Origin of the sequence: Pseudomonas brassicacearum subsp. brassicacearum (genome assembly GCF_008801605.1) — a bacterium.
Lineage (GTDB): Bacteria > Pseudomonadota > Gammaproteobacteria > Pseudomonadales > Pseudomonadaceae > Aquipseudomonas > Aquipseudomonas brassicacearum.
In genome coordinates, this window is record NZ_VZPJ01000012.1 from 57,216 (window position 1) to 76,787 (window position 19,572).

Below are 19,572 nucleotides of genomic sequence, written 5' to 3' on the forward strand. Positions count from 1 at the left end.
CAGGCTCGCTCCCACACTGGATCTTCGGCGTTCACAAGCCCCCTGTGGGAGCGAGCTTGCTCCGGGCGGCGATCCGATGATGGGGCCAGCCGCCTCACCGCAGATCCAGAGCTAAGCCCCCACCCACGCCTGCAAACTCAGGTGCGCCCGCTCCCCCGGCGCCAGGCACAGGCTGTCGGTGCCGCCACTGGCCGCTTCGACGCAGACGAATTCGCTAACCTCATCCCAACTCACTCCCAGCAACGGTCGCGCGCCGGGATGCCAGACCACGGTGTCGGCGCTGTCGCCGGTGTCGATGCACAATTCGCGCTGCCAGGCGTGGTCCTTGAGCTGCAATTCCCCCTCATGCTGGAACACCCGCTGGCAGCCGCCCTCGACCCGCAACTCGCCTTCCTGCTGGCAAACCGCACGGCTCAACTGATCGTAACCCTGTGCGCCCTCGAGCCCAGACAGCGCTACCTCACCGACGTCTCCAATACGCCAATAGGCGTGCAAAGCCTGGCTCAGCTGGCACGGCAGGCTGTCCTGGTGCTCGGTGCTCAGGCGCAGTTCCATGCGTTCACCCAAGTCCGCATGCAGGTCCACTTGCCAGTCGCACAGCTGCAGTTGCCAGTGCAAATGCACACCGTCTTCATCACTGCGGCTGTCGAGCAACTTCCAGTCGATCAACCGCGCCCAACCGTGGGATGGCCAGGCGTTTTCGCTGGGATGACGACCATACCAAGGCCAGCACACCGGCACCCCGCCACGGATCGCCCCGACGTGTGGCCACTTGGCCGCGCACCACAACCACGGCTTTTGGCCTCGCGGTTGAAAATGCAGCAACTGTGCGCCCTGGCGACTGAACACCGCCTGGCACAACGGGTGGTCGATCACCAACACATCGCGCTGCCGATAGCGCTCCCACGCGAACACCGGGCGTTCGCGCAAGGATCTGAAAAAGCGTTGTAGCGGATGCTCATGCATGGGCCGCGGTCCTGGAAATCATTGAATTGCTCATCTGTTTGCAACGCTTGTTGTGGCAAGGCGATTTATCTGTGGGAGCAAAGCTTGCTCCCACAGGTCTGCGCGCAACCAAACACGTACCCCAAAAAAAAGCGGACAGCCTTGGCCGTCCGCAAATATGCGCACATAGAGAGGAGCTTATCGCAACAACGTTAGAACACCGACTGAATTTTCAGGCCGGCCACCAGCGCGTTATCGACTTCATCCACACCACCTGGATGAGTGATGTATTGCAGGTTGGGACGCACGGTCAGCCAGTTGGTGACGTGGACGCCGTAGTTGAGTTCGTAGTTGTACTCAGTGCTACGCAGCGGTGCGAACAGTGGGTCGTTGTAGTCGGTGACACCATTGGCAGCGTTGGTCAGCTCAGCGTTTTTCTTCACGTCATCGTTGACATGGATACGGGAGAAACCAATCCCGATGTCATCTTTAGGACGCGCATCAAACGGCCCCTTGTACACGAACATCAGCGACTGGTAGTTGTCGACGAAGTTGGTGTCCTTGTCGTGAAAGGTCGCGTTGGCCGCGATGTTCAGGCCGCGGGAAGCGTCACCGTTGTGAGTGGTGAGTTGTTGTTGCGCGACAAACCAGTAGCCGTGTTTGCTGTTGTGGCTGCGATAGGCGTTGCCGGTAGTCGCGGCGTCATCGCCATTGTCGTCTTCACGGACGTCATTGGCATCAGCCGTGCTCTTGTAGTACCCGACACGGTATTCGCCCGGCAGGTTGTTGACCTTCGGCGACCAGACCAGCTCGACTGGGATGACGGTACCCTTGGTACCACTGCCGCTGAGCTTGAAGCCGTTACCGTGTTCCAGTTGCGATGGGTTCTGGTTGTATGCACCGATCTGCGCATAGAACTCAGGCGTGATGTTGTACTTCACGCGAATCGCCGCCTGCATGACCGGCCAGTTGTACCAGATGCCGGTCGCCCAGTTACCCGCTTGGGACCCACAGAATGCCAGGTTCTGGAACTCGCAAGGGAAGGTGTTGAAGTCTTCGCCTTCGCCGAAGTAACCGGCCTTGACGTCCAGCTTGCCATCGAGGAACTGGTGCTTGATCCACAATTGGGTCAGACGGACCATGTGGCCACGGCCGTAGACTTCCTGGGAAGAACTCAAGGTGCCGGCACGCGGGTCGCCGACACGGTCATTGGAAATGTTTTCACCGTTACGGTTGGTAAGCTGGACCTTGGCCTGGGTGTTATCCCAGCCCATCAGTTTTTCCAGGTCCAGCGCCACACCCAGACCGAACTGGTCGGAGTAACGCGCCGTCTTGTCGTTGTTGTAGCCGCCATGCAGGTTGGCGCCCACTTCACCGACGTAGTCAGCCTTGATATCGATACCTTGCTCGATCAGCTTGGTCCGCTCGCCACCCCAGTCACCCGTCATCCACTGCGAATCGGCGCTGAACGCGTCGGCAGCGTGTGCGCTACCGGCCAGCATCATCGCCGCAACGGCTGACAACTGGCAGATAAGCTGGGCGTTATTTTTCTTCTTCATCCCTACATCCTCGTCTTTATTGTTATTAACTGTTTTTATCTAACGCGGTTTACAACGATTGCGGCGGATGTCCCCATCCACCGCATACTCCTTGCTGTGGGAGCAGGCCTGCTCCCCCATTTGTTCTTCATCGGCCTTTGAACTGCGCCACGTTCGCCGACCGGGCATCGGCTTGCGCCTGGCCGGCCACGCCCAGGCGCTCACCGGACTTGGCGTCGAACAGCAACACTTTCGATGGATCGAATTGCAGCGTCAGGGTCTCCCCGACTTGCGGTGCCACGTCCGGCGCCAGGCGGCAGCAGACCTTGGTGTCGTTGAGGTTGACGAACACCAGGGTGTCCGGCCCGGTGGGCTCGGTGACCTGGACTTCGGCGCGAATGGTCGGCAAGCCGTTGGCCTCGCTGCCCGCCAGCATGATCTGCTCCGGGCGCATGCCCAGGATCACTTCGCGGTCTTCCAGGCCGGCGTCCTGCATGCCCATCGGCAGTTCGCAACGAGCCTGGCCGCTGTCGAGCAGCGCCAGCAGGCGACCGTCCTTGCGTTGCAGGCGCAGCGGGATGAAGTTCATCGGTGGCGAACCGATGAAACTCGCCACGAACAGGTTGGCCGGGTTGGTGTAGATGTCTTTCGGCGTACCGAACTGCTGGATGATCCCGTCCTTCATCACCGCCACCTTGTCGCCCAGGGTCATCGCTTCGATCTGGTCGTGGGTCACGTAGACCGTGGTGGTCTTCAAGCGCTGGTGCATCAGCTTCATTTCGGTACGCATCTCGACCCGCAACTTGGCGTCGAGGTTGGACAGTGGTTCATCGAACAGGTAGATCTTCGGCCGCCGCGCCAGTGCCCGGCCCATGGCCACACGCTGTTGCTGGCCGCCGGAGAGCTGGCCGGGCTTGCGATTGAGCAGGTGCTCGATCTGCAGCAGCTTGGCCACGCGGTTGACCTCTTCGTCGATGTCCGACTGTTTCATCTTGCGGATTTTCAGACCGAACTCGATGTTCTCGCGCACGCTCATGGTCGGGTACAGCGCGTAGGACTGGAACACCATGGCGATGTCGCGATCTTTCGGGCTCATGCCGCTGACATCCTGGTCGCCGATCATGATCGCGCCGCCGGTGATGGTCTCAAGGCCGGCGATGCAGTTCATCAGTGTCGACTTGCCACAGCCCGAAGGTCCGACCAGGATCAGGAACTCACCGTCCTTGATCGACAACTCGATGTTCTTCAGGGTGTCCGGCAGGCCGGCACCATAGGTCTTGTTTACGTTGCGAAGTTCAAGCGTTGCCATGATTACCCCTTGACTGCGCCGGCCGTCAGACCGCGCACGAAATACTTGCCTGCGACCACATAGACCAGCAGGGTCGGCAGCCCGGCGATCATCGCCGCCGCCATGTCCACGTTGTATTCCTTGGCCCCGGTACTGGTGTTGACCAAGTTGTTCAGCGCCACCGTGATGGGCTGCGAGTCACCGCTGGAGAACACCACGCCGAACAGGAAGTCGTTCCAGATCTGCGTGAACTGCCAGATCAGGCAGACCATGATGATCGGGGTGGACATTGGCAGGATGATCCGCCGGAAAATGGTGAAGAACCCCGCACCGTCCAGTCGCGCCGCCTTCACCAATGCATCGGGAATGCTGACGTAGTAGTTGCGGAAGAACAGCGTGGTGAATGCCAGGCCGTAGACCACGTGCACAAACACCAGGCCTGTGGTGGTGCTGGCCAGGCCCATTTTGCCGAGGGTGAACGAGGCCGGCAGCAGGACGGTCTGGAACGGCAGGAAGCACCCGAACAGCAACAGGCCGAAGAACAACTGCGAACCGCGAAAACGCCACATCGACAGCACGTAGCCGTTCAAGGCACCGATGGCGGTAGAGATCAGCACCGCCGGGACGGTGATCTTGATCGAGTTCCAGAAGTAGCCGTCGACGGTGGCCCAGGCCTTGACCCAGCCGATGCCACTGACCACGGTCGGCCAGCTCAGCAGGTTGCCGGTGCTGATGTCTTCCGGCGTCTTGAAGCTGGTCAACAGCATGACCACCAACGGCACCAGGTAAAGCAGTACGGCGAGGATCAGCACCGCGTAGATGGCGATGCGACTCAGGCTGATGGAAGGTTTGGCAGCGAGACTAGTCATGACGCTTGGTCCTCAGCTCGGAGTACAGGTAAGGCACGATGATTGCGAGAATCGCACCGAGCATCAGGATTGCACTGGCCGAGCCCATGCCCATCTGACCGCGACTGAACGTGAAGGAATACATGAACATGGCTGGCAGGTCGGAGGAGTAGCCCGGGCCGCCGGCCGTCATCGCGGCCACCAGGTCGAAGCTCTTGATCGCGATGTGCGCCAGGATCATCACGGCGCTGAAGAACACCGGGCGCAGGCTCGGCAGCACCACTTTCCAGTAGATGCGCGGCATGCTCGCGCCATCGATCTGCGCGGCACGGATGATCGATTGATCGACACCCCGCAGGCCGGCCAGGAACATCGCCATGATGAAACCCGAGGCCTGCCATACCGCGGCGATCACCAGACAATACACCACGCGATCCGGGTCGATCAGCCAATCCAGGCGGAAGCCTTCCCAACCCCAGTCACGCAACAATTTGTCCAGGCCCATGCCCGGGTTGAGCAGCCATTTCCAGGCCGTACCGGTGACGATCATCGAGAGCGCCATCGGGTACAGATAAATGGTGCGGATGAAACCTTCGCGACGAATGCGCTGGTCAAGGAACACCGCCAGCAACACGCCGATCACCAGGGTGATACCGATGAACAGGCCGCCGAACAGCGCCAGGTTCTTGCTCGCCACCCACCAACGATCGTTGTCCATCAGCCGCGCGTATTGCGCCAGGCCTGCCCATTTGTAGTTCGGCAGAAACGTCGACGTGGTGAACGACAGGACGAACGTCCACAAGATATAGCCATAGAAGCCCACCAGGACGATGAACATGCTCGGCGCCAGCACCAGTTTCGGGAGCCAGCGCTGCAATGCATCGAACGGCGAGGCCTTGCTGAACACAGCAACAGAACTCATGGGAAGATCCAGTACAAGAGAAAAGGACTACAAAACATTCCCTGTGTGGGAGCGGGTTTGTGTGGGAGCTGAGCTTGCTCGCGATGAAGGCACCTCGGTCTTTCCAATGACCGCGTTATCGTTCATCGCGAGCAGGCTTTGCTCCCACAGGCTCGCTCCCACAAGGGAAGCGGCGCTAATTACTTCGCAGACTGAACCGCTGCGCCGAGTTTCTTGGCGGCATCGGCAGGGTCGGCTTTCGGGTCGTTGATGTAGTTGGTCACCACATCGAAGAACGCACCCTGTACGGCCAGCGTGGTCGCCATGTTGTGCGCCATGCTTGGCTGCAGGCCGCCGGACTTGGCGTCTGTCAGGAAGTCCTTGGCAGCGGTCTGGGCACAGGAATCGAAACCGTACTTGGCCATGTCGCCGAGCATGTCGTTACGAACCGGGATCGAGCCTTTGTTGATGCTGAAGACTTTCTGGAAGTTCTCGCCCAACACGACTTTGGCGATGTCCTGCTGGCCAGCCGCAGTGCCCTTGTCCTTCTGCTTGAACACCGCCAGGGAGTCGATGTTGTAGGTGAAGGCCTTGTCGGTGCCCGGGAAGGCCACGCACTCGTAGTCCTTGCCGGCGACTTTCTTCGCCGCGGTCCACTCGCTCTTGGCCCAGTCACCCATGATCTGCATGCCGGCCTTGCCGTTGATGACCTTGGCCGCTTCAAGGTTCCAGTCCTGGCCCTTGCCGTCGGCGTCCATGTAGGTCGCGACTTTCTTCAGTTCGGTCAGCGCCTTGACCATTTCCGGCCCCGTCAGCGCCTTGCTGTCCAGGTCGACCAGGGCTTTCTTGTAGCCATCAGCGCCCATGACCGAGAGCACCACGGCTTCGAATACGGTGCTGTCCTGCCAAGGCTGGCCACCGTGGGCGAGCGCAATAAAGCCCGCTGCCTTGAGCTTGTCGCCGGCCGCGTAGAATTCTTCGAGGGTGGTCGGGTTCTTGGTGATGCCGGCTTTCTTGAAGACTTCCGGGTTGATCCACAGCCAGTTGACGCGGTGGATGTTCACCGGCACGGCGACGTAGTCACCTTCGTACTTCACGGTATCGGAGACTTTCTTGTCGAGCAGGCCGTCCCACTTCTCGGCTTTGGCAACATCTTTGAGGATGTCGGTGTCGAGCAGCCCGGTGGACGCCCATTCCTGGATGTCCGGACCCTTGATCTGGGCGACGCCCGGTGGGTTGCCGGCCACGGCACGGCTCTTGAGCACGGTCATGGCAGTGGAACCGCCACCACCGGCGACAGCGCCGTCCTTCCAGGTAAAGCCGTCTTTTTCTACCTGGGCCTTGAGCACATCGACCGCGGCTTTTTCGCCACCCGACGTCCACCAGTGGACGACTTCCACGGAACCTTTGGATTCGGCGGCAAGGGTAGTGACAGGGAATGCTGCGACGGGAAGCAAGGAAGCAAGAGAAATGACAGTAGCGAGGCGAGAAATCGCATTCATCTAGAATTACCTTTCTTGTTGTTATGCATGCAAGTCTGGTGCTTGCGCTGCATGGATTCTAATCAGAGGGAATCCCTTCGCAGGTAACGAAGGGACGTGCAAATGTCACGACATGGTTACACAGGCGAAGGACTGGATAACCGCGCCAGGGCTGAGGCCATGCTTGGTGCCAAGGGCAGGCGCGGAATCAGGACCGCCTGCCAGGCGTGATACAGGTCCGGCTTGCCCGGCCAGATATCGGCGCTGGGGCAATTTTGCGGATCGAGTTCGTGATGCCAACTGCCGTTGCAGCGGTCGATGAAATGTTTGTCACAGAACTCCCAGAAGCGCCGGTACCAGGCTTCGTACTTCGCCTCGTCGGTGCGCTTGAGCAAGGCGCTGGCAGCGGCCGCCGCTTCGGCGTGAACCCAGTGCAGGCGATGGCGAACCACGGCGCGGTTGTCCCAATCCAGGGTGTAGACAATGCCCGGCGCACCATCGACGTCCCAGCCGTGACGACAGTTATGGTCGAAGAGCTTTTGCGCATCCTGGGCCAGCCAGCCCGGGGTCAGCATGCCGATCTGGACGCGCGCCGCTTCAAGGTGCAGCAGCAGTCGCGCCCATTCGAAACCGTGGCCTGGGGTGGTGCCGTAGGGACGAAAACCATCGGCAGGGTTGTCCTGGTTGTATTCGCGCAGCGGCTGCCAGTGGCGATCGAAATGCTCCACCACCAGGTAGTCGTTGGCGGCGGCATGGGTGTGGATCACCCGTTCGACGATGTGCAGGGCGCGAGCCAGCCAGCGTGGGTCGTCGGTGGCATCGGCCAGGGCGAGGAAGGCTTCGGTGGCGTGCATGTTGCTGTTGGCGCCACGATAGGCCTCTTCCTCGCTCCAGTCGCGGTTGAAGGATTCGCGCAGTGCCCCCTCTTCCTCGCTCCAGAAATGCTCATCGATGATCCGCACCGCTTCGTCCAGCAACGCCTGGGCGCCGGGACGCTGGGCCACCACCGCGGAACTGGCCGCCAGGGCAACGAAGGCATGCAGGTAGGCCGCCTTGCCCGCGCCGTCTTCATCAGGCCGCGTCGTGGCAAACCAGCCACCGTGCTCGGCGTCGCGCAAGGAGCCGCTCAGCGCCTGGACGCCGTGGTCCACCAGCTCGGCAAACCCCGGCAGGCCCTGGATGTGGGCCATGGCGAAGCTGTGGGTCATGCGCGCAGTGTTCATGGTCTCGGCCCGGGCATCGGCCGGCAGGTGGCCGCCCTCGTCCAGGTTGCCGAAGCCGTCCGCCAGCTTCGACGCCTTGGCGAACGCCAGCAGCCGCAAGCCTTCGTCGGCAAGCCATTGCTGGTGGGCAGGGGCGTTCAGCCAACTGCTGAAGGCCGGTTGGAAGGTGTCCATTGGGTGGTACCTTTTTTGTTGTTTTGACGCAGGGAGTCTAAACAAGGGATGGCGAGGGGCAGGTAACGAAAGGGGCGAGTTATGTCACCGAGTTGTGACATTTACTTTGATGATCGTTCCCACGCTCTGCGTGGGAATGCATCAACGGACGCTCCGCGTTCGGCTTTAGATGGGACGCAGAGCGTCCCGGGCTGCATTCCCACGCAGAGCGTGGGAATGATCAGTCAACACGGCTGGCTACTCCACACTGCGAGGCAACTGCAACGTCACCCGCAACCCCCCTTCGCGCAGGTTCTGCAGGCTCACTTCCCCGCCATGGCTGTGGGCGATGTTGCGGGCGATGCCCAGGCCCAGGCCATAGCCTTGCTGCTGCCCGGCGAGGCGGAAGTGCGGTTCGAAGACCTGCTCCAGGCGCTGTTCCGGCACGCCGGGGCCTTCGTCGTCGACGTGCAGGATGAAGGCAGTTTCATCGTCATCGATGTGCAGGTGGGCGTTCTGGCCGTATTTCAAGGCGTTGTCGATCAGGTTGCCGATGCAGCGCTTGAGGGCCAGCGGCTTGCCGGGATATGGCGCCAGCGCCCGGCCATCCTGGGTCACCCGGCCGTTGCCGTTGGGCGCCAGGTAAGGTTCGACCAGGCAATCGAGCACATGGTTGAGGTCCACCGGCTCGATGTTTTCGTGGATGTCGGTGTCCTTGACGCATTGCAGCGCGCCTTTGACCAGCAGTTCCAGCTCATCCAGGTCACGACCGAACTTGGCCTGCAGGTTCTCGTCTTCCAGCAGCTCGACTCGCAGCCGCAATCGGGTGATCGGTGTGCGCAAGTCGTGGGAGATCGCGCTGAACAATTGACTGCGCTCCGTCAGGTAACGGCTGATGCGTTCGCGCATGGCATTGAACGCACGCCCCACCTCCACCACTTCGCTACCACCGCCCTCGGCCACCGGCTCCACTTCGGCGCCCAGGGACATGTCCCGCGCGGCCCGGGCCAAACGCTTGAGCGGTCGGCTCTGCCAGTGCACCAGCAAACCGATGAACAGCAACAACAAGCTGCTGGTGAGCACGATGAAACCGACCTGTTGCTTGGGCAGGTCCTGCTCTTCGAGGCTGGTGTAGGGTTCGGGCAGCAGCGAGGCGATGTACAGCCACTCCCCCGGCGCCATCTGGATCTGCGTGACCAGCACCGGCGGGTTCACCGGTTCCAGGGTCAAGGCGTAGTGAGCCCACGAACGGGGCAGCTCATCGAGCTTGAGCCCGGCATTGAAGATCCGCAGGTCGTCGGGGCTGACAAAATTCACCGAGATGTCGGCGCTATTGCCCAGGGACCGGCGCAGCACGTCGTCCACTGCCTTGAGCACCGCCAGTTTGCGCGGCGTGATCGGCAGCACATCCATACCCAGGGGCTTATCGTTGAGCGTCACGACAAACCGCGTGCCGCCCATGCTGCGCAACTGGTCCAGCACCAATGGCCGATACGCCACTGGCAGCGAACGCAAATAACTGACGCTGGCGGTCATCGAATGAGCCAGGCTGCGGGCACTGGTGACCAGACCTTCGAGCTGGGTGGCGCGCAGTTGCGAGACCCAGATCAGGCTGGACAGGGTCTGGGCGAACAGCACCACCAGCAAGGTCAGCAACAGCATCCGCCCCAGCAACGAGCGCGGTACCGGTACCCGTCGGGCGACTTTTTTGATCCAGTCAATGACCATTGCTGGCAACCACACTGGCCGCCAGCTGATAACCGCTGCCACGCACCGTGCGAATCAGCCGTGGCGGCTTGTCGGTATCACGCAGGCGCTGGCGCAGGCGACTGACTGCCATGTCGACGATTCGGTCCAGGGGCATCAGCTCACGACCACGGGTCGCATTGCCGATGGTGTCGCGATCGAGGATTTCCTGGGGATGATCGAGAAACAACTTGAGCAGGGCGAAATCGGCACCGGAGAGAATCACTTCTTCACCGTCGGTGTGAAACAACCGATGACTGACCATGTCCAGCCGCCATTCATCGAAGGCCAGCACTTCGCCGCCGGAGCGTTCCTGGCCGAATTGCGCCCGACGCAGCAGCGCCTTGATGCGCGCCTGCAATTCCCGTGGGCTGAAAGGCTTGCCCAAGTAATCATCGGCGCCCAGTTCAAGACCAATGACCCGGTCGGCCTCGTCGGAACTGGCGGTGAGCATGATGATCGGCACATGGGCCTGGCGTGGATGCTGGCGAACCCAGCGGCAAAGGCTGAAGCCGTCTTCATCGGGCAGCATCACATCAAGGATCACCAGGTCGCTCGGTGCATCGTTCAGCGCCTGGCGAAACCCGGCACCGTCGGGTGTGGTCCGCACCTGGAACCCCGCACGGCTGAGGTAGGTGTCCAGCAGTTCGCGAATCTCCTGGTCGTCGTCGACCAACAAAATCGATTTGTTCACTGAACTCACGGGCCTCGTCCTTGTTGTTTGGATGGGGGCGATTATGCCTGATGGACATCGAGTTTTTTATCGCCTGTTCGGACCTTATCGCGAGCAAGCTTTGCTCCCACAGTGCTCCCCGCAAGATCAAGCACATCTTGTGGGAGCAAGGCTTGCCCGCGATGCAAGCGACGCGGTCTTAACTTTGCTCCAACGCCACACCCGCGCCCATCAGGCCCGAGTACGGCGCGGTCACCAGCCAGACCGGAATGCCCTTGAAGTAATCGCTCATGCAGCCCTTGTCGGCGAAGCAACGGGCGAAACCACTTTCGAGGAAGAAATCGGCAAACCGCGGGACCACGCCCCCGACGATATAGACACCGCCACGCCCGCCCAGCGTCAACACATTGTTGCCGGCCACGCGCCCCAGCCAGCGGCAGAACTGCTCGAGCACTTCCAGGGCAATCGGGTCGCCAGCCAGGCCAGCGGCAGTGATGGATTCGGGGGTGTCGAGCACCGGCACATGGCCGTCCACTGCGCAAATGGCCCGGTACACCCGAGGCAAGCCGCTGCCACTCAGGGCGGTTTCGGCGCTGACGTGGCCGATTTCGTTGTAGATGTGCTGCCACAGCTGGGTTTCCCGCGGGCTGCTCATGGGCAGGTCGACATGGCCGCCCTCCCCCGGCAACGCCGCGAAACGACCCTCGCCCAGGTCCAGCAGCGTACCGACGCCCAGCCCGGTGCCCGGGCCGATCACCACTGCCGGGCGCAACGGCTCCGGGGTGCCTTCGCACACGACCCGGTACTCATCGGGACGCAAGCAAGTCATGCCCAGGGCCATGGCCGAGAAGTCGTTGACCAGCAACAGCTTCTCCACCTGCAAGGTCTGGCAGAACGCCAGGTTGCTCAGGCGCCAGTGATTGTTGGTAAAGCGAAACTCATCGCCGCTCACGGGACCGGCCACCGACAGGCACACCGAACCGATGGCGCCCGGCTTCAGGCCCAGGCCACTGAGGTACACCTGAATGGCATCTTCCGGGCAGGCATAATCCGCCGTTGCCAGCACCTGGATGTTTTCCAGGGTGTGGTTTTTCCACAGCGCAAAGCGTGCGTTGGTCCCACCGATATCACCGACCAAAGCCAGTTTCAATTAAGCGTCTCCAGGGCAGAGGTGAAGGCGCTGGCGCCCTGCTCCGCCGAGCTGAAGGCCATGCGCATGAAACCGAACAGCTCGCGACCAGTGCCGATGTTGTTGCCCAACAGGCCCTTGGCCGGCGTGCGCGCGGCGAATTCCTCGGCGTCCACCTTCAATTCCAAGGTGCCTTTGACGCCATCGACACGGATGATATCGCCCTCCTGCACCCGGGCCAACGCACCACCGACATAAGCTTCGGGGCTGACATGAATGGCCGCCGGGATTTTCCCCGATGCGCCAGACATGCGCCCGTCGGTCACCAGCGCCACTTTGAAGCCACGGTCCTGCAATACGCCGAGGAACGGCGTCATCTTGTGCAACTCCGGCATGCCGTTGGAGCGCGGGCCCTGGAAACGCATCACCGCGACGAAGTCTTTCTCCAGCAGGCCGGCCTTGAACGCGTCGGCCAGGTCCTGTTGATCCTGGAACACCATCGCAGGCGCTTCGACAACCTGGTTTTCCAAGGCCACGGCGGAGACCTTCATCACCCCACGGCCCAAGTTGCCTTCCATCACCCGCAGGCCGCCTTCAGACGAGAACGCGCGAGCCACCGGGCGCAGGATGTTTTCGTCGAGGCTTTCGATCGGGCCGTCGCGCCACACCAGCTCGCCGTCCTCGAGGAACGGTTCCTGGGTGTAGCGGCTCAGGCCGTGACCGAGCACGGTGTTGACGTTTTCGTGGAGCAAACCGGCTTCCAGCAATTCACGGATCAGGAACGACATCCCGCCCGCCGCCTGGAAGTGGTTGATGTCGGCCTTGCCGTTCGGGTAGACGTGACTCAGGGTTGGCACCACCTCGGAGAGGTCGGCCATGTCCTGCCAGGTCAGCTGGATGCCCGCCGCCATGGCGATGGCCGGCATGTGCAGGGTGTGGTTGGTAGAGCCGCCAGTGGCGTGCAGCGCAACGATGGAGTTGACCAGCGAGCGTTCGTCGACGATTTCGCCGATGGGCATGAAGTTGCCGCTCTGCTTGGTCATGCGCGTGACCTGGAACGCCGCTTCACGGGTCAGGGCATCGCGCAATGGCGTATTCGGATTGACGAACGAGGCACCCGGCAAGTGCAGGCCCATCACTTCCATCAACAACTGGTTGGTGTTGGCGGTGCCGTAGAAGGTGCAGGTGCCGGGGCTGTGGTAGGACTTCATCTCCGATTCCAGCAGCTCTTCGCGGGTGGCCTTGCCTTCGGCGTAGCGCTGGCGGACGTCGGCTTTTTCCTTGTTGGAAATGCCCGAGACCATCGGCCCGCCTGGCACGAAGATCGTCGGCAAGTGACCGAAGCGCAGCGCGCCCATCATCAGGCCCGGGACGATCTTGTCGCAGATGCCGAGCATCAGTGCGCCGTCAAACATGTTGTGGGACAGCGCCACCGCCGTTGAGAGGGCGATCACTTCGCGGCTCGGCAGGCTCAGTTCCATCCCCGCCTCGCCCTGGGTCACGCCATCGCACATCGCTGGCGTGCCACCGGCGAACTGGCCGACCGAGCCGATTTCGCGCAGGGCTTTCTTGATCTGTTCCGGGAAGGTTTCGTAGGGCTGGTGGGCCGAGAGCATGTCGTTATAGGACGACACGATGGCGATGTTGGCGGCGTTCATCATCCGTAGGTGATGCTTGTCTTCGGTGCCGCAACCAGCCACGCCGTGAGCGAAGTTGGCGCACTGCAGCTTGCCGCGCATCGGACCGTCGCTGGCAGCACCATGGATCAATGCAAGGTAAGCCTGACGCGTGGCGCGGCTGCGGGCGATAAGCCGTTCGGTGACCTCAAGAACGCGGGGATGCATGTGTAGAACTCCAGGCTAACGGGTGTGGCGACCTGATTGTCTATGCTGATCAAAAGCCCGCTGCACGCTGTGTAAAAGGCGAGGCGACAGACGATTTTTGACCATTCGGACCAGTTGATTCAGGTCACTCGTTGTAGATAAAACAAAATATTGCCACTAAAAAGGCTTGTTTTCTATTTTTATGCGAATAATCTTGTAATTCCAACAACAAATCGACGGCGGCGCAGTTAATGACTCTTAGAATCGCAATCAATGGTTTTGGCCGCATCGGCCGCAACGTCCTCCGTGCACTGTATACCCAAGGCTATCGTCGCGACCTGCAGATCGTCGCCATCAACGACCTGGGTGACAGTGCAATCAATGCTCATCTGCTCAAGTTCGACACCGTCCACGGCACGTTCGATGCCGACGTGCAGCACGATCACGAAAGCCTGACGGTCAATGGCGACCGCATCTCGGTCAGCGCCATCCGCAACCCGGCCGAACTGCCTTGGGCGGCTGAAAAAATCGACGTCGTGTTCGAATGCACCGGCCTGTTCACCGATCGCTCCAAGGCAGCCGCGCATATCAGCGCCGGCGCCCGCAAGGTGATCATCTCGGCCCCGGCCAAGGGCGCCGATGCCACCGTCGTGTACGGTGTGAACCACGATATCCTGCGCCAGTCCCACCAGATCATCTCCAACGCTTCGTGCACCACCAACTGCCTGGCCCCAGTGGCCCAGGTACTGCACCGCGAGCTGGGCATCGAAAGCGGCCTGATGACCACCATCCATGCCTACACCAACGACCAGAACCTGACCGACGTCTACCACAGCGACCCGTACCGCGCCCGTTCGGCGACCCAGAACATGATCCCGAGCAAGACCGGCGCCGCCGAGGCGGTGGGCCTGGTGCTGCCGGAACTGGCGGGCAAGCTGACCGGCATGGCGGTGCGTGTACCGGTGATCAACGTGTCCCTGGTCGACCTGACCGTGCAGCTCAAGCGCGAAGCGTCGGCCGAAGAAGTCAACGAACTGCTGCGCCATGCCAGCCAGCATTCGAAGATCCTCGGCTACAACACCCTGCCGCTGGTCTCCAGTGACTTCAACCACAACCCGCTGTCGTCGATCTTCGACGCCAACCACACCAAGGCCAGCGGCAAGCTGCTCAAGGTACTGGCCTGGTATGACAACGAATGGGGCTTCTCCAACCGCATGCTGGATAACTGCCTGGCGTTGTGTAACGCCGAGTAACTCATTGCTGGCCAATGTGGAGCGGGCCTGTAAGAGCAAACCCTGGGAGCAGGCCTGTGGGAGCAAAGCTTGCTCGCGATGACACCGTCACATGCAGCATCTGTGCTGGCTTTGAAATCGCTATCGCGAGCAAGCTTTGCTCCCACAGGTTTGCGCTCCACACAGGGTTTCGGCGTGATGAAATGAAGGCTTGACCTGCCCAGCAGATGATAAGCATTATCATCTACTCAAACCGGATCGGGCCCTACCGTGAGTCAATCTCGCTTTCATCACGTCTTCCTCGCCCAGCGCACGCCGCTGCTGCGCACCCTCGAGCGCATGGTCAGCAACCCCAGTACCGCCGAAGACCTGCTCCAGGAAACCTACCTGCGCGTCACCCGCGCACTGGGCGAACGCACGGTCGAGCACCTCGAACCCTTTGTTTTCCAGACCGCCCGCAACCTGGCGCTGGACCATCTGCGTGCCCGACGCATCCAGTCGCGAACCTTGCTGGATGACGTACCGCCGGAGGTCGTCCACAACGTCGTCGCCCCCCAGAGCAGCGCCGAGGACGCCGCCCATGCCCAACAACTGCTCGAGCGCCTGAACGTCAGCCTCCAGGCCCTGAGTTCGCGACAGCAGCAGATCTTCATTCTCAGCCGCCTGCATGGCCACAGTTACCAGCAAATCGCCGAACGCCTGGGCGTGTCCCTGAGCACCGTGCAAAAGGAACTGAAATTGATCATGGCGATCTGTGTGGGTGTGGCTGAACGTAGCCACGGCGAGCAGTGACCCGCTCCACGCTTCAGGCCATAAGCTGCGCACACGCTTGCCACTTGCTGCGTACAGCTTGTAGCTTGAGCCCGTGCCGCTAAATACCGAGAACCGACTGTGACGGACAATCACCGCTCTGCCGAGCACACTGCGACGCAGCAAACCGCCCATGCCATGGAACAGGCGCTGGACTGGCTGATCCTGCTGGACAACCCCAGCGAGGAACAGACGCGGCAGTTCCACGCCTGGCTGGCGGCCGATCCACGCCATGGCGAGGCGTTCGCCCGGGCCCAGGCGATCTGGAACGGCCCGCAGGTGATGGAAAGTGCCCGCCAACTTGAAGCCACGCCCAAGGTCACCGCGCTGTCGCGCCTGCGCGCCCACTGGAAGCCCCTGGCCACTGCCGCAGTGCTGTTTCTCGGCCTGTTCAACTTCAGCGACCTGCCCCTGCGCTTGCAGGCCGACCACCTGACCGTGGTCGGTGAGCGCCAGCGCTTGCAGTTGGAGGACGGCTCCAAGGTCCTGCTCAACACCGATTCGGCCTTCTCCAGCACGTTCAACGAGCAGCGGCAGGTGGCGCGTCTGTACAAGGGCGAGGCGTTTTTCGAAGTCCCGGGCAACCGTAGCCTGCCGCTGGAAATCGATGCCGGCCCGGTCATGGCCAGCGTCAGCGACACCACGTTCGCCGTGCGTTACCTCGACGGCGTGGCCCAGGTCCAGGTGCAGCGCGGCGACGTGGACCTGCGGGCCACCCGCAACGACACCCATGTGCGGCTGTCAGCCGGCGAAAGCATCCGCATCGGCCCCAACGGCTTCGACCGTCCGGCCCGGCTCGATGCCAACACCGACCTGGCCTGGGTCCAGGGTCGGCTGGTGTTCGAAAACCGGCCATTAAACCAGGTACTGGCCGAGCTGCGACGCTATTACCCTGGCTGGATCATCAACGGTAACGAACAATTGGCCAACGTTGCTGTGACTGGCAATTACCGCCTCGACCAGCCGCTGGAGGTGGTCCGTTCGCTGGCCCATATCACCTCGGCTCGGCTCCAGGAGTTCCCGGCGCTGGTGATCCTGAACTAAATGAGAATTATTTTTACTCGATAGGCTCCGTTGATTCGTCTCGTTATAGCCAATGCAATTGATTCGCATCCAACGATGTGAATCTGCACCTATAACAGATGCGACACGGAGCGCTATCGATGTCCTCTCGTCTTACTTGCCGGTTCCTTGCCCCCTCTTGCACGCTGTCACTGCTCACCGCCGCCCTGCTGATGGCCGGCGCCGCGCCGCTCGCCCTGGCCGCCACCACCGTGCAACCCGCTGCACGCAACATGGGCGACTACAGCTTTGCCATCGCCCGGCAGCCACTGGTCTCGGCCCTGAATGCATTCACTGCGGTCACCGGCTGGCAAGTCGGCATGCCGGCGGAACTGGCTGCAGGCGTAGCCTCGCCTGGGGTGAACGGCTCGCTGCCACCTGAAAAAGCCCTGGAGCGCCTGTTGGTGGGGACCAACCTGAGCTACCGCAAGCTGGGCGACAACAGCGTCGTCCTGGAAAAACGCAGTGCCGGCAGCGCGCTGGAGTTGCAACAGGTGACCATCAGCGCCACCCGCCAGGAACAGGACATCACCAGCGTGCCGAGCACGGTCACCGTCCACGACCGCCAGGAACTGGACCGCAACAACGTCAATACCCTCAAGGACCTGGTGCGCTATGAGCCGGGCGTATCGGTGGGCGGCGCGGGCCAGCGCGGCGGTATCAGCGGCTACAATATCCGCGGCATCGACGGCAACCGGATCCTGACCCAGGTCGACGGCGTGGAGATCCCCGGCGGCTTCTTCAACGGCCCCTACGCCAAGACCCAGCGCAACTACGTCGACCCGGAAATCATCAAGCGCGTGGAAATCCTGCGCGGCCCGGCCTCGGTGCTGTACGGCAGCAATGCCATTGGTGGTGCCGTCAGCTATTTCACTCTCGATCCAGATGACATCATCAAGCCGGGCCAAGACGTTGGCGCCCGCCTGAAGACCGGCTACAGCTCCGCCGACGAAAGCTGGCTCAAGTCCGCCACCGTCGCTGGCCGCAGCGGGCAGTTCGACGGCCTGTTGCACTACAGCCAACGCGACGGTCATGAAACCGAATCCTACGGCAGCCACAACGGCACGGGCCTGGACCGCACCGCCGCCAACCCCGAAGACGTGCGCGCCAACAACGTGCTGGCCAAGCTCGGCTGGAACTACAGCGATGAATCACGCCTTGGCCTGGTCTACGAGAAATACAAGGACGACCGCGACAGCGACCTGAAAAGCGCCTACGGCGGCCCCTACGCCAACGGTCAACCGGCCATCCCCGCCTCTGTGCTGCCCGGCGGCATGTACCAGTGGCGCACCGGCAACGACACCATCACCCGCGAGCGTTTCGGCCTGGAGCACAGCTTCGCCCTCGACAGCCTGCTGGCCGATCACATGAAGTGGAGCCTGAATCACCAGGTCGCCAAGACCGACCAGAGCACCGCCGAATTCTACTTCCCCATCACCCGCCGGGTCCTGCGCACCCGGGAGACCCTCTATGAAGAGAAACAGTGGGTCTTCGACGCGCAACTGGACAAGGCCTTCAGCGTAGCCGACACCGATCACGCGCTGACTTACGGCACCACCCTCAAGCAGCAGAAAGTCACCGGCTCGCGCAGCGGCAATGGCGTGTGCCTGGCGGTCGGCGTCGGTTGCTCCGCGGTAGGCGCCATCAGCACCCGGGACGTGCTGGCAAAAGCCAGCGATTTCCCGGACCCGACCATCAACACCTACAGCCTGTTCGCCCAGGACCAGATCAGTTGGGACAAATGGACCTTCACGCCTGGCCTGCGCTACGACTACACCCGGCTCAAGCCGCACCTGACCGAGGAATTCCTCAACACCGTGGACCCCAGCGGCGGCGGTGACGTCAGCGGCAAGAACAAGACCTGGCACCGCGTCTCACCGAAGTTCGGCGTGACCTACGCCCTGAGCGATGAGTACACCTGGTACGGCCAGTACGCCGAAGGCTTTCGCACCCCGACCGCCAAGGCCCTGTACGGTCGTTTCGACAACCCCGGCGCCGGCTATAGCGTAGAACCCAACCCCGATCTGGAACCGGAAAAAAGCAAGAGCTACGAGACCGGCCTGCGCGGCCGTTTCGATTCCGGCTCGTTCGACGTGGCGGTGTTCTACAACAAGTACCGCGACTTCATCAACGAAGATGCCATCACCCCCGGCGCCGACCAGTTGACCTTCCAGAGCAACAACATCCAGCACGCCACCATCAAGGGCGCCGAGGCCAGGGGACGCCTGGAACTGGACGTGTTTGGCGCACCGAAGGGCTTGTACACCCAAGGCTCGGTGGCCTACGCGTACGGTCGCAACAACGACACCGGCGAGCCGCTCAACAGCGTCAACCCGCTGACCGGCGTGTTCGGCCTGGGCTACGACCAGGACCGCTACGGCACGTTGCTCAGTTGGACCTTGGTCAAGAAAAAGGACCGCGTCGACGACAGCAACTTCAACTCGCCCGATGGCGTGAGCAGCCAGTTCAAGACACCGGGCTTCGGCATCCTCGACCTGAGCGGTTTCTACAAGGTGACCGACGACGTAACCGTCAGCGGCGGCCTCTACAACCTCACCGACAAGAAGTACTGGCTGTGGGACGACGTGCGCGGCTACGACAGCGTCGGCGAAGCGGCGGTGCTGAGCCCCGCCAATCTCGATCGCCTGACGGCACCAGGGCGTAACTTCGCGGTGAACCTGATCTGGGATATCTGACTCGATTTGCCAGGCAAAACAAAT

The 19,572-nt window shown here is 61.8% G+C and carries 15 protein-coding genes; 4 read left to right on the forward strand and 11 right to left on the reverse strand.

Annotated elements, in window-relative coordinates:
• Nucleotides 1-111: 111 nt before the first annotated feature.
• The 11 genes from F7R20_RS23675 to edd form a co-directional block, all read right to left on the reverse strand.
• Entirely contained in the window at nt 112-966 is an 855-nt protein-coding gene (locus tag F7R20_RS23675; protein WP_003198545.1) for a D-hexose-6-phosphate mutarotase, read from the reverse strand.
• Nucleotides 967-1,157: 191 nt separating this feature from the next.
• Nucleotides 1,158-2,504, reverse strand: a complete 1,347-nt coding sequence (locus F7R20_RS23680; protein WP_003198542.1) for a carbohydrate porin — start codon at nt 2,502-2,504, stop codon at nt 1,158-1,160.
• A gap of 127 nt (nt 2,505-2,631) precedes the next feature.
• Nucleotides 2,632-3,792 carry an ABC transporter ATP-binding protein gene (locus F7R20_RS23685; RefSeq protein WP_003198541.1) on the reverse strand — a complete coding sequence of 387 codons (1,161 nt, stop codon included), beginning with the start codon at nt 3,790-3,792 and terminating at the stop codon, nt 2,632-2,634.
• A gap of 2 nt (nt 3,793-3,794) precedes the next feature.
• Nucleotides 3,795-4,640, reverse strand: a complete 846-nt coding sequence (locus F7R20_RS23690) for a carbohydrate ABC transporter permease (protein WP_003198539.1) — start codon at nt 4,638-4,640, stop codon at nt 3,795-3,797.
• Nucleotides 4,633-5,541: a carbohydrate ABC transporter permease gene (locus F7R20_RS23695; protein WP_003198535.1), complete on the reverse strand. Its 909-nt coding sequence runs from the start codon at nt 5,539-5,541 to the stop codon at nt 4,633-4,635. The genes F7R20_RS23690 and F7R20_RS23695 overlap by 8 nt, the downstream gene beginning before the upstream one ends.
• A 179-nt stretch (nt 5,542-5,720) precedes the next feature.
• Entirely contained in the window at nt 5,721-7,022 is a 1,302-nt protein-coding gene (locus tag F7R20_RS23700; RefSeq protein WP_003198532.1) for an ABC transporter substrate-binding protein, read from the reverse strand.
• Nucleotides 7,023-7,138: 116 nt separating this feature from the next.
• On the reverse strand, nt 7,139-8,398 hold the full coding sequence (locus F7R20_RS23705) for a D-mannose isomerase (RefSeq protein ID WP_003198531.1): 1,260 nt from the start codon (nt 8,396-8,398) through the stop codon (nt 7,139-7,141).
• A 237-nt stretch (nt 8,399-8,635) separates the two neighbouring features.
• Nucleotides 8,636-10,105: an ATP-binding protein gene (locus F7R20_RS23710; protein ID WP_003198529.1), complete on the reverse strand. Its 1,470-nt coding sequence runs from the start codon at nt 10,103-10,105 to the stop codon at nt 8,636-8,638.
• Nucleotides 10,095-10,826 carry a response regulator gene (locus F7R20_RS23715; protein ID WP_003184616.1) on the reverse strand — a complete coding sequence of 244 codons (732 nt, stop codon included), beginning with the start codon at nt 10,824-10,826 and terminating at the stop codon, nt 10,095-10,097. The genes F7R20_RS23710 and F7R20_RS23715 overlap by 11 nt, the downstream gene beginning before the upstream one ends.
• A gap of 169 nt (nt 10,827-10,995) precedes the next feature.
• Nucleotides 10,996-11,946, reverse strand: coding sequence for a glucokinase (locus tag F7R20_RS23720; RefSeq protein ID WP_003198527.1), 951 nt, complete (start codon nt 11,944-11,946; stop codon nt 10,996-10,998).
• Entirely contained in the window at nt 11,943-13,769 is a 1,827-nt protein-coding gene (gene edd / locus F7R20_RS23725) for a phosphogluconate dehydratase (protein WP_003198525.1), read from the reverse strand. Before edd ends, F7R20_RS23720 begins: the two co-directional genes overlap by 4 nt.
• Nucleotides 13,770-13,999: 230 nt before the next feature.
• Here edd and gap point away from each other — a divergent pair, with 230 nt between their 5' ends.
• From gap to F7R20_RS23750, 4 genes are all read left to right on the forward strand, one after another.
• Nucleotides 14,000-15,001, forward strand: coding sequence for a type I glyceraldehyde-3-phosphate dehydrogenase (gap, locus tag F7R20_RS23730; protein WP_003198523.1), 1,002 nt, complete (start codon nt 14,000-14,002; stop codon nt 14,999-15,001).
• A 249-nt stretch (nt 15,002-15,250) separates the two neighbouring features.
• Nucleotides 15,251-15,772 (forward strand): RNA polymerase sigma factor, encoded by a 522-nt coding sequence (locus F7R20_RS23740; RefSeq protein ID WP_003198520.1) that lies wholly within the window; start codon nt 15,251-15,253, stop codon nt 15,770-15,772.
• 99 nt (nt 15,773-15,871) lie between these two features.
• Nucleotides 15,872-16,834 (forward strand): FecR family protein, encoded by a 963-nt coding sequence (locus F7R20_RS23745; protein ID WP_003198517.1) that lies wholly within the window; start codon nt 15,872-15,874, stop codon nt 16,832-16,834.
• 119 nt (nt 16,835-16,953) lie between these two features.
• Nucleotides 16,954-19,548 (forward strand): TonB-dependent receptor, encoded by a 2,595-nt coding sequence (locus tag F7R20_RS23750; protein WP_003198516.1) that lies wholly within the window; start codon nt 16,954-16,956, stop codon nt 19,546-19,548.
• Nucleotides 19,549-19,572: the final 24 nt, after the last annotated feature.

Coding starts and splice junctions, on each gene's coding strand:
- F7R20_RS23675 (WP_003198545.1), bottom strand. CDS start 966: ATGCATGAGCATCCGCTACAACGCTTTTTCAGATCCTTGCGCGAACGC.
- F7R20_RS23685 (WP_003198541.1), bottom strand. CDS start 3,792: ATGGCAACGCTTGAACTTCGCAACGTAAACAAGACCTATGGTGCCGGC.
- gap (WP_003198523.1), top strand. CDS start 14,000: ATGACTCTTAGAATCGCAATCAATGGTTTTGGCCGCATCGGCCGCAAC.
- F7R20_RS23710 (WP_003198529.1), bottom strand. CDS start 10,105: ATGGTCATTGACTGGATCAAAAAAGTCGCCCGACGGGTACCGGTACCG.
- F7R20_RS23695 (WP_003198535.1), bottom strand. CDS start 5,541: ATGAGTTCTGTTGCTGTGTTCAGCAAGGCCTCGCCGTTCGATGCATTG.
- edd (WP_003198525.1), bottom strand. CDS start 13,769: ATGCATCCCCGCGTTCTTGAGGTCACCGAACGGCTTATCGCCCGCAGC.
- F7R20_RS23705 (WP_003198531.1), bottom strand. CDS start 8,398: ATGGACACCTTCCAACCGGCCTTCAGCAGTTGGCTGAACGCCCCTGCC.
- F7R20_RS23700 (WP_003198532.1), bottom strand. CDS start 7,022: ATGAATGCGATTTCTCGCCTCGCTACTGTCATTTCTCTTGCTTCCTTG.
- F7R20_RS23690 (WP_003198539.1), bottom strand. CDS start 4,640: ATGACTAGTCTCGCTGCCAAACCTTCCATCAGCCTGAGTCGCATCGCC.
- F7R20_RS23750 (WP_003198516.1), top strand. CDS start 16,954: ATGTCCTCTCGTCTTACTTGCCGGTTCCTTGCCCCCTCTTGCACGCTG.
- F7R20_RS23680 (WP_003198542.1), bottom strand. CDS start 2,504: ATGAAGAAGAAAAATAACGCCCAGCTTATCTGCCAGTTGTCAGCCGTT.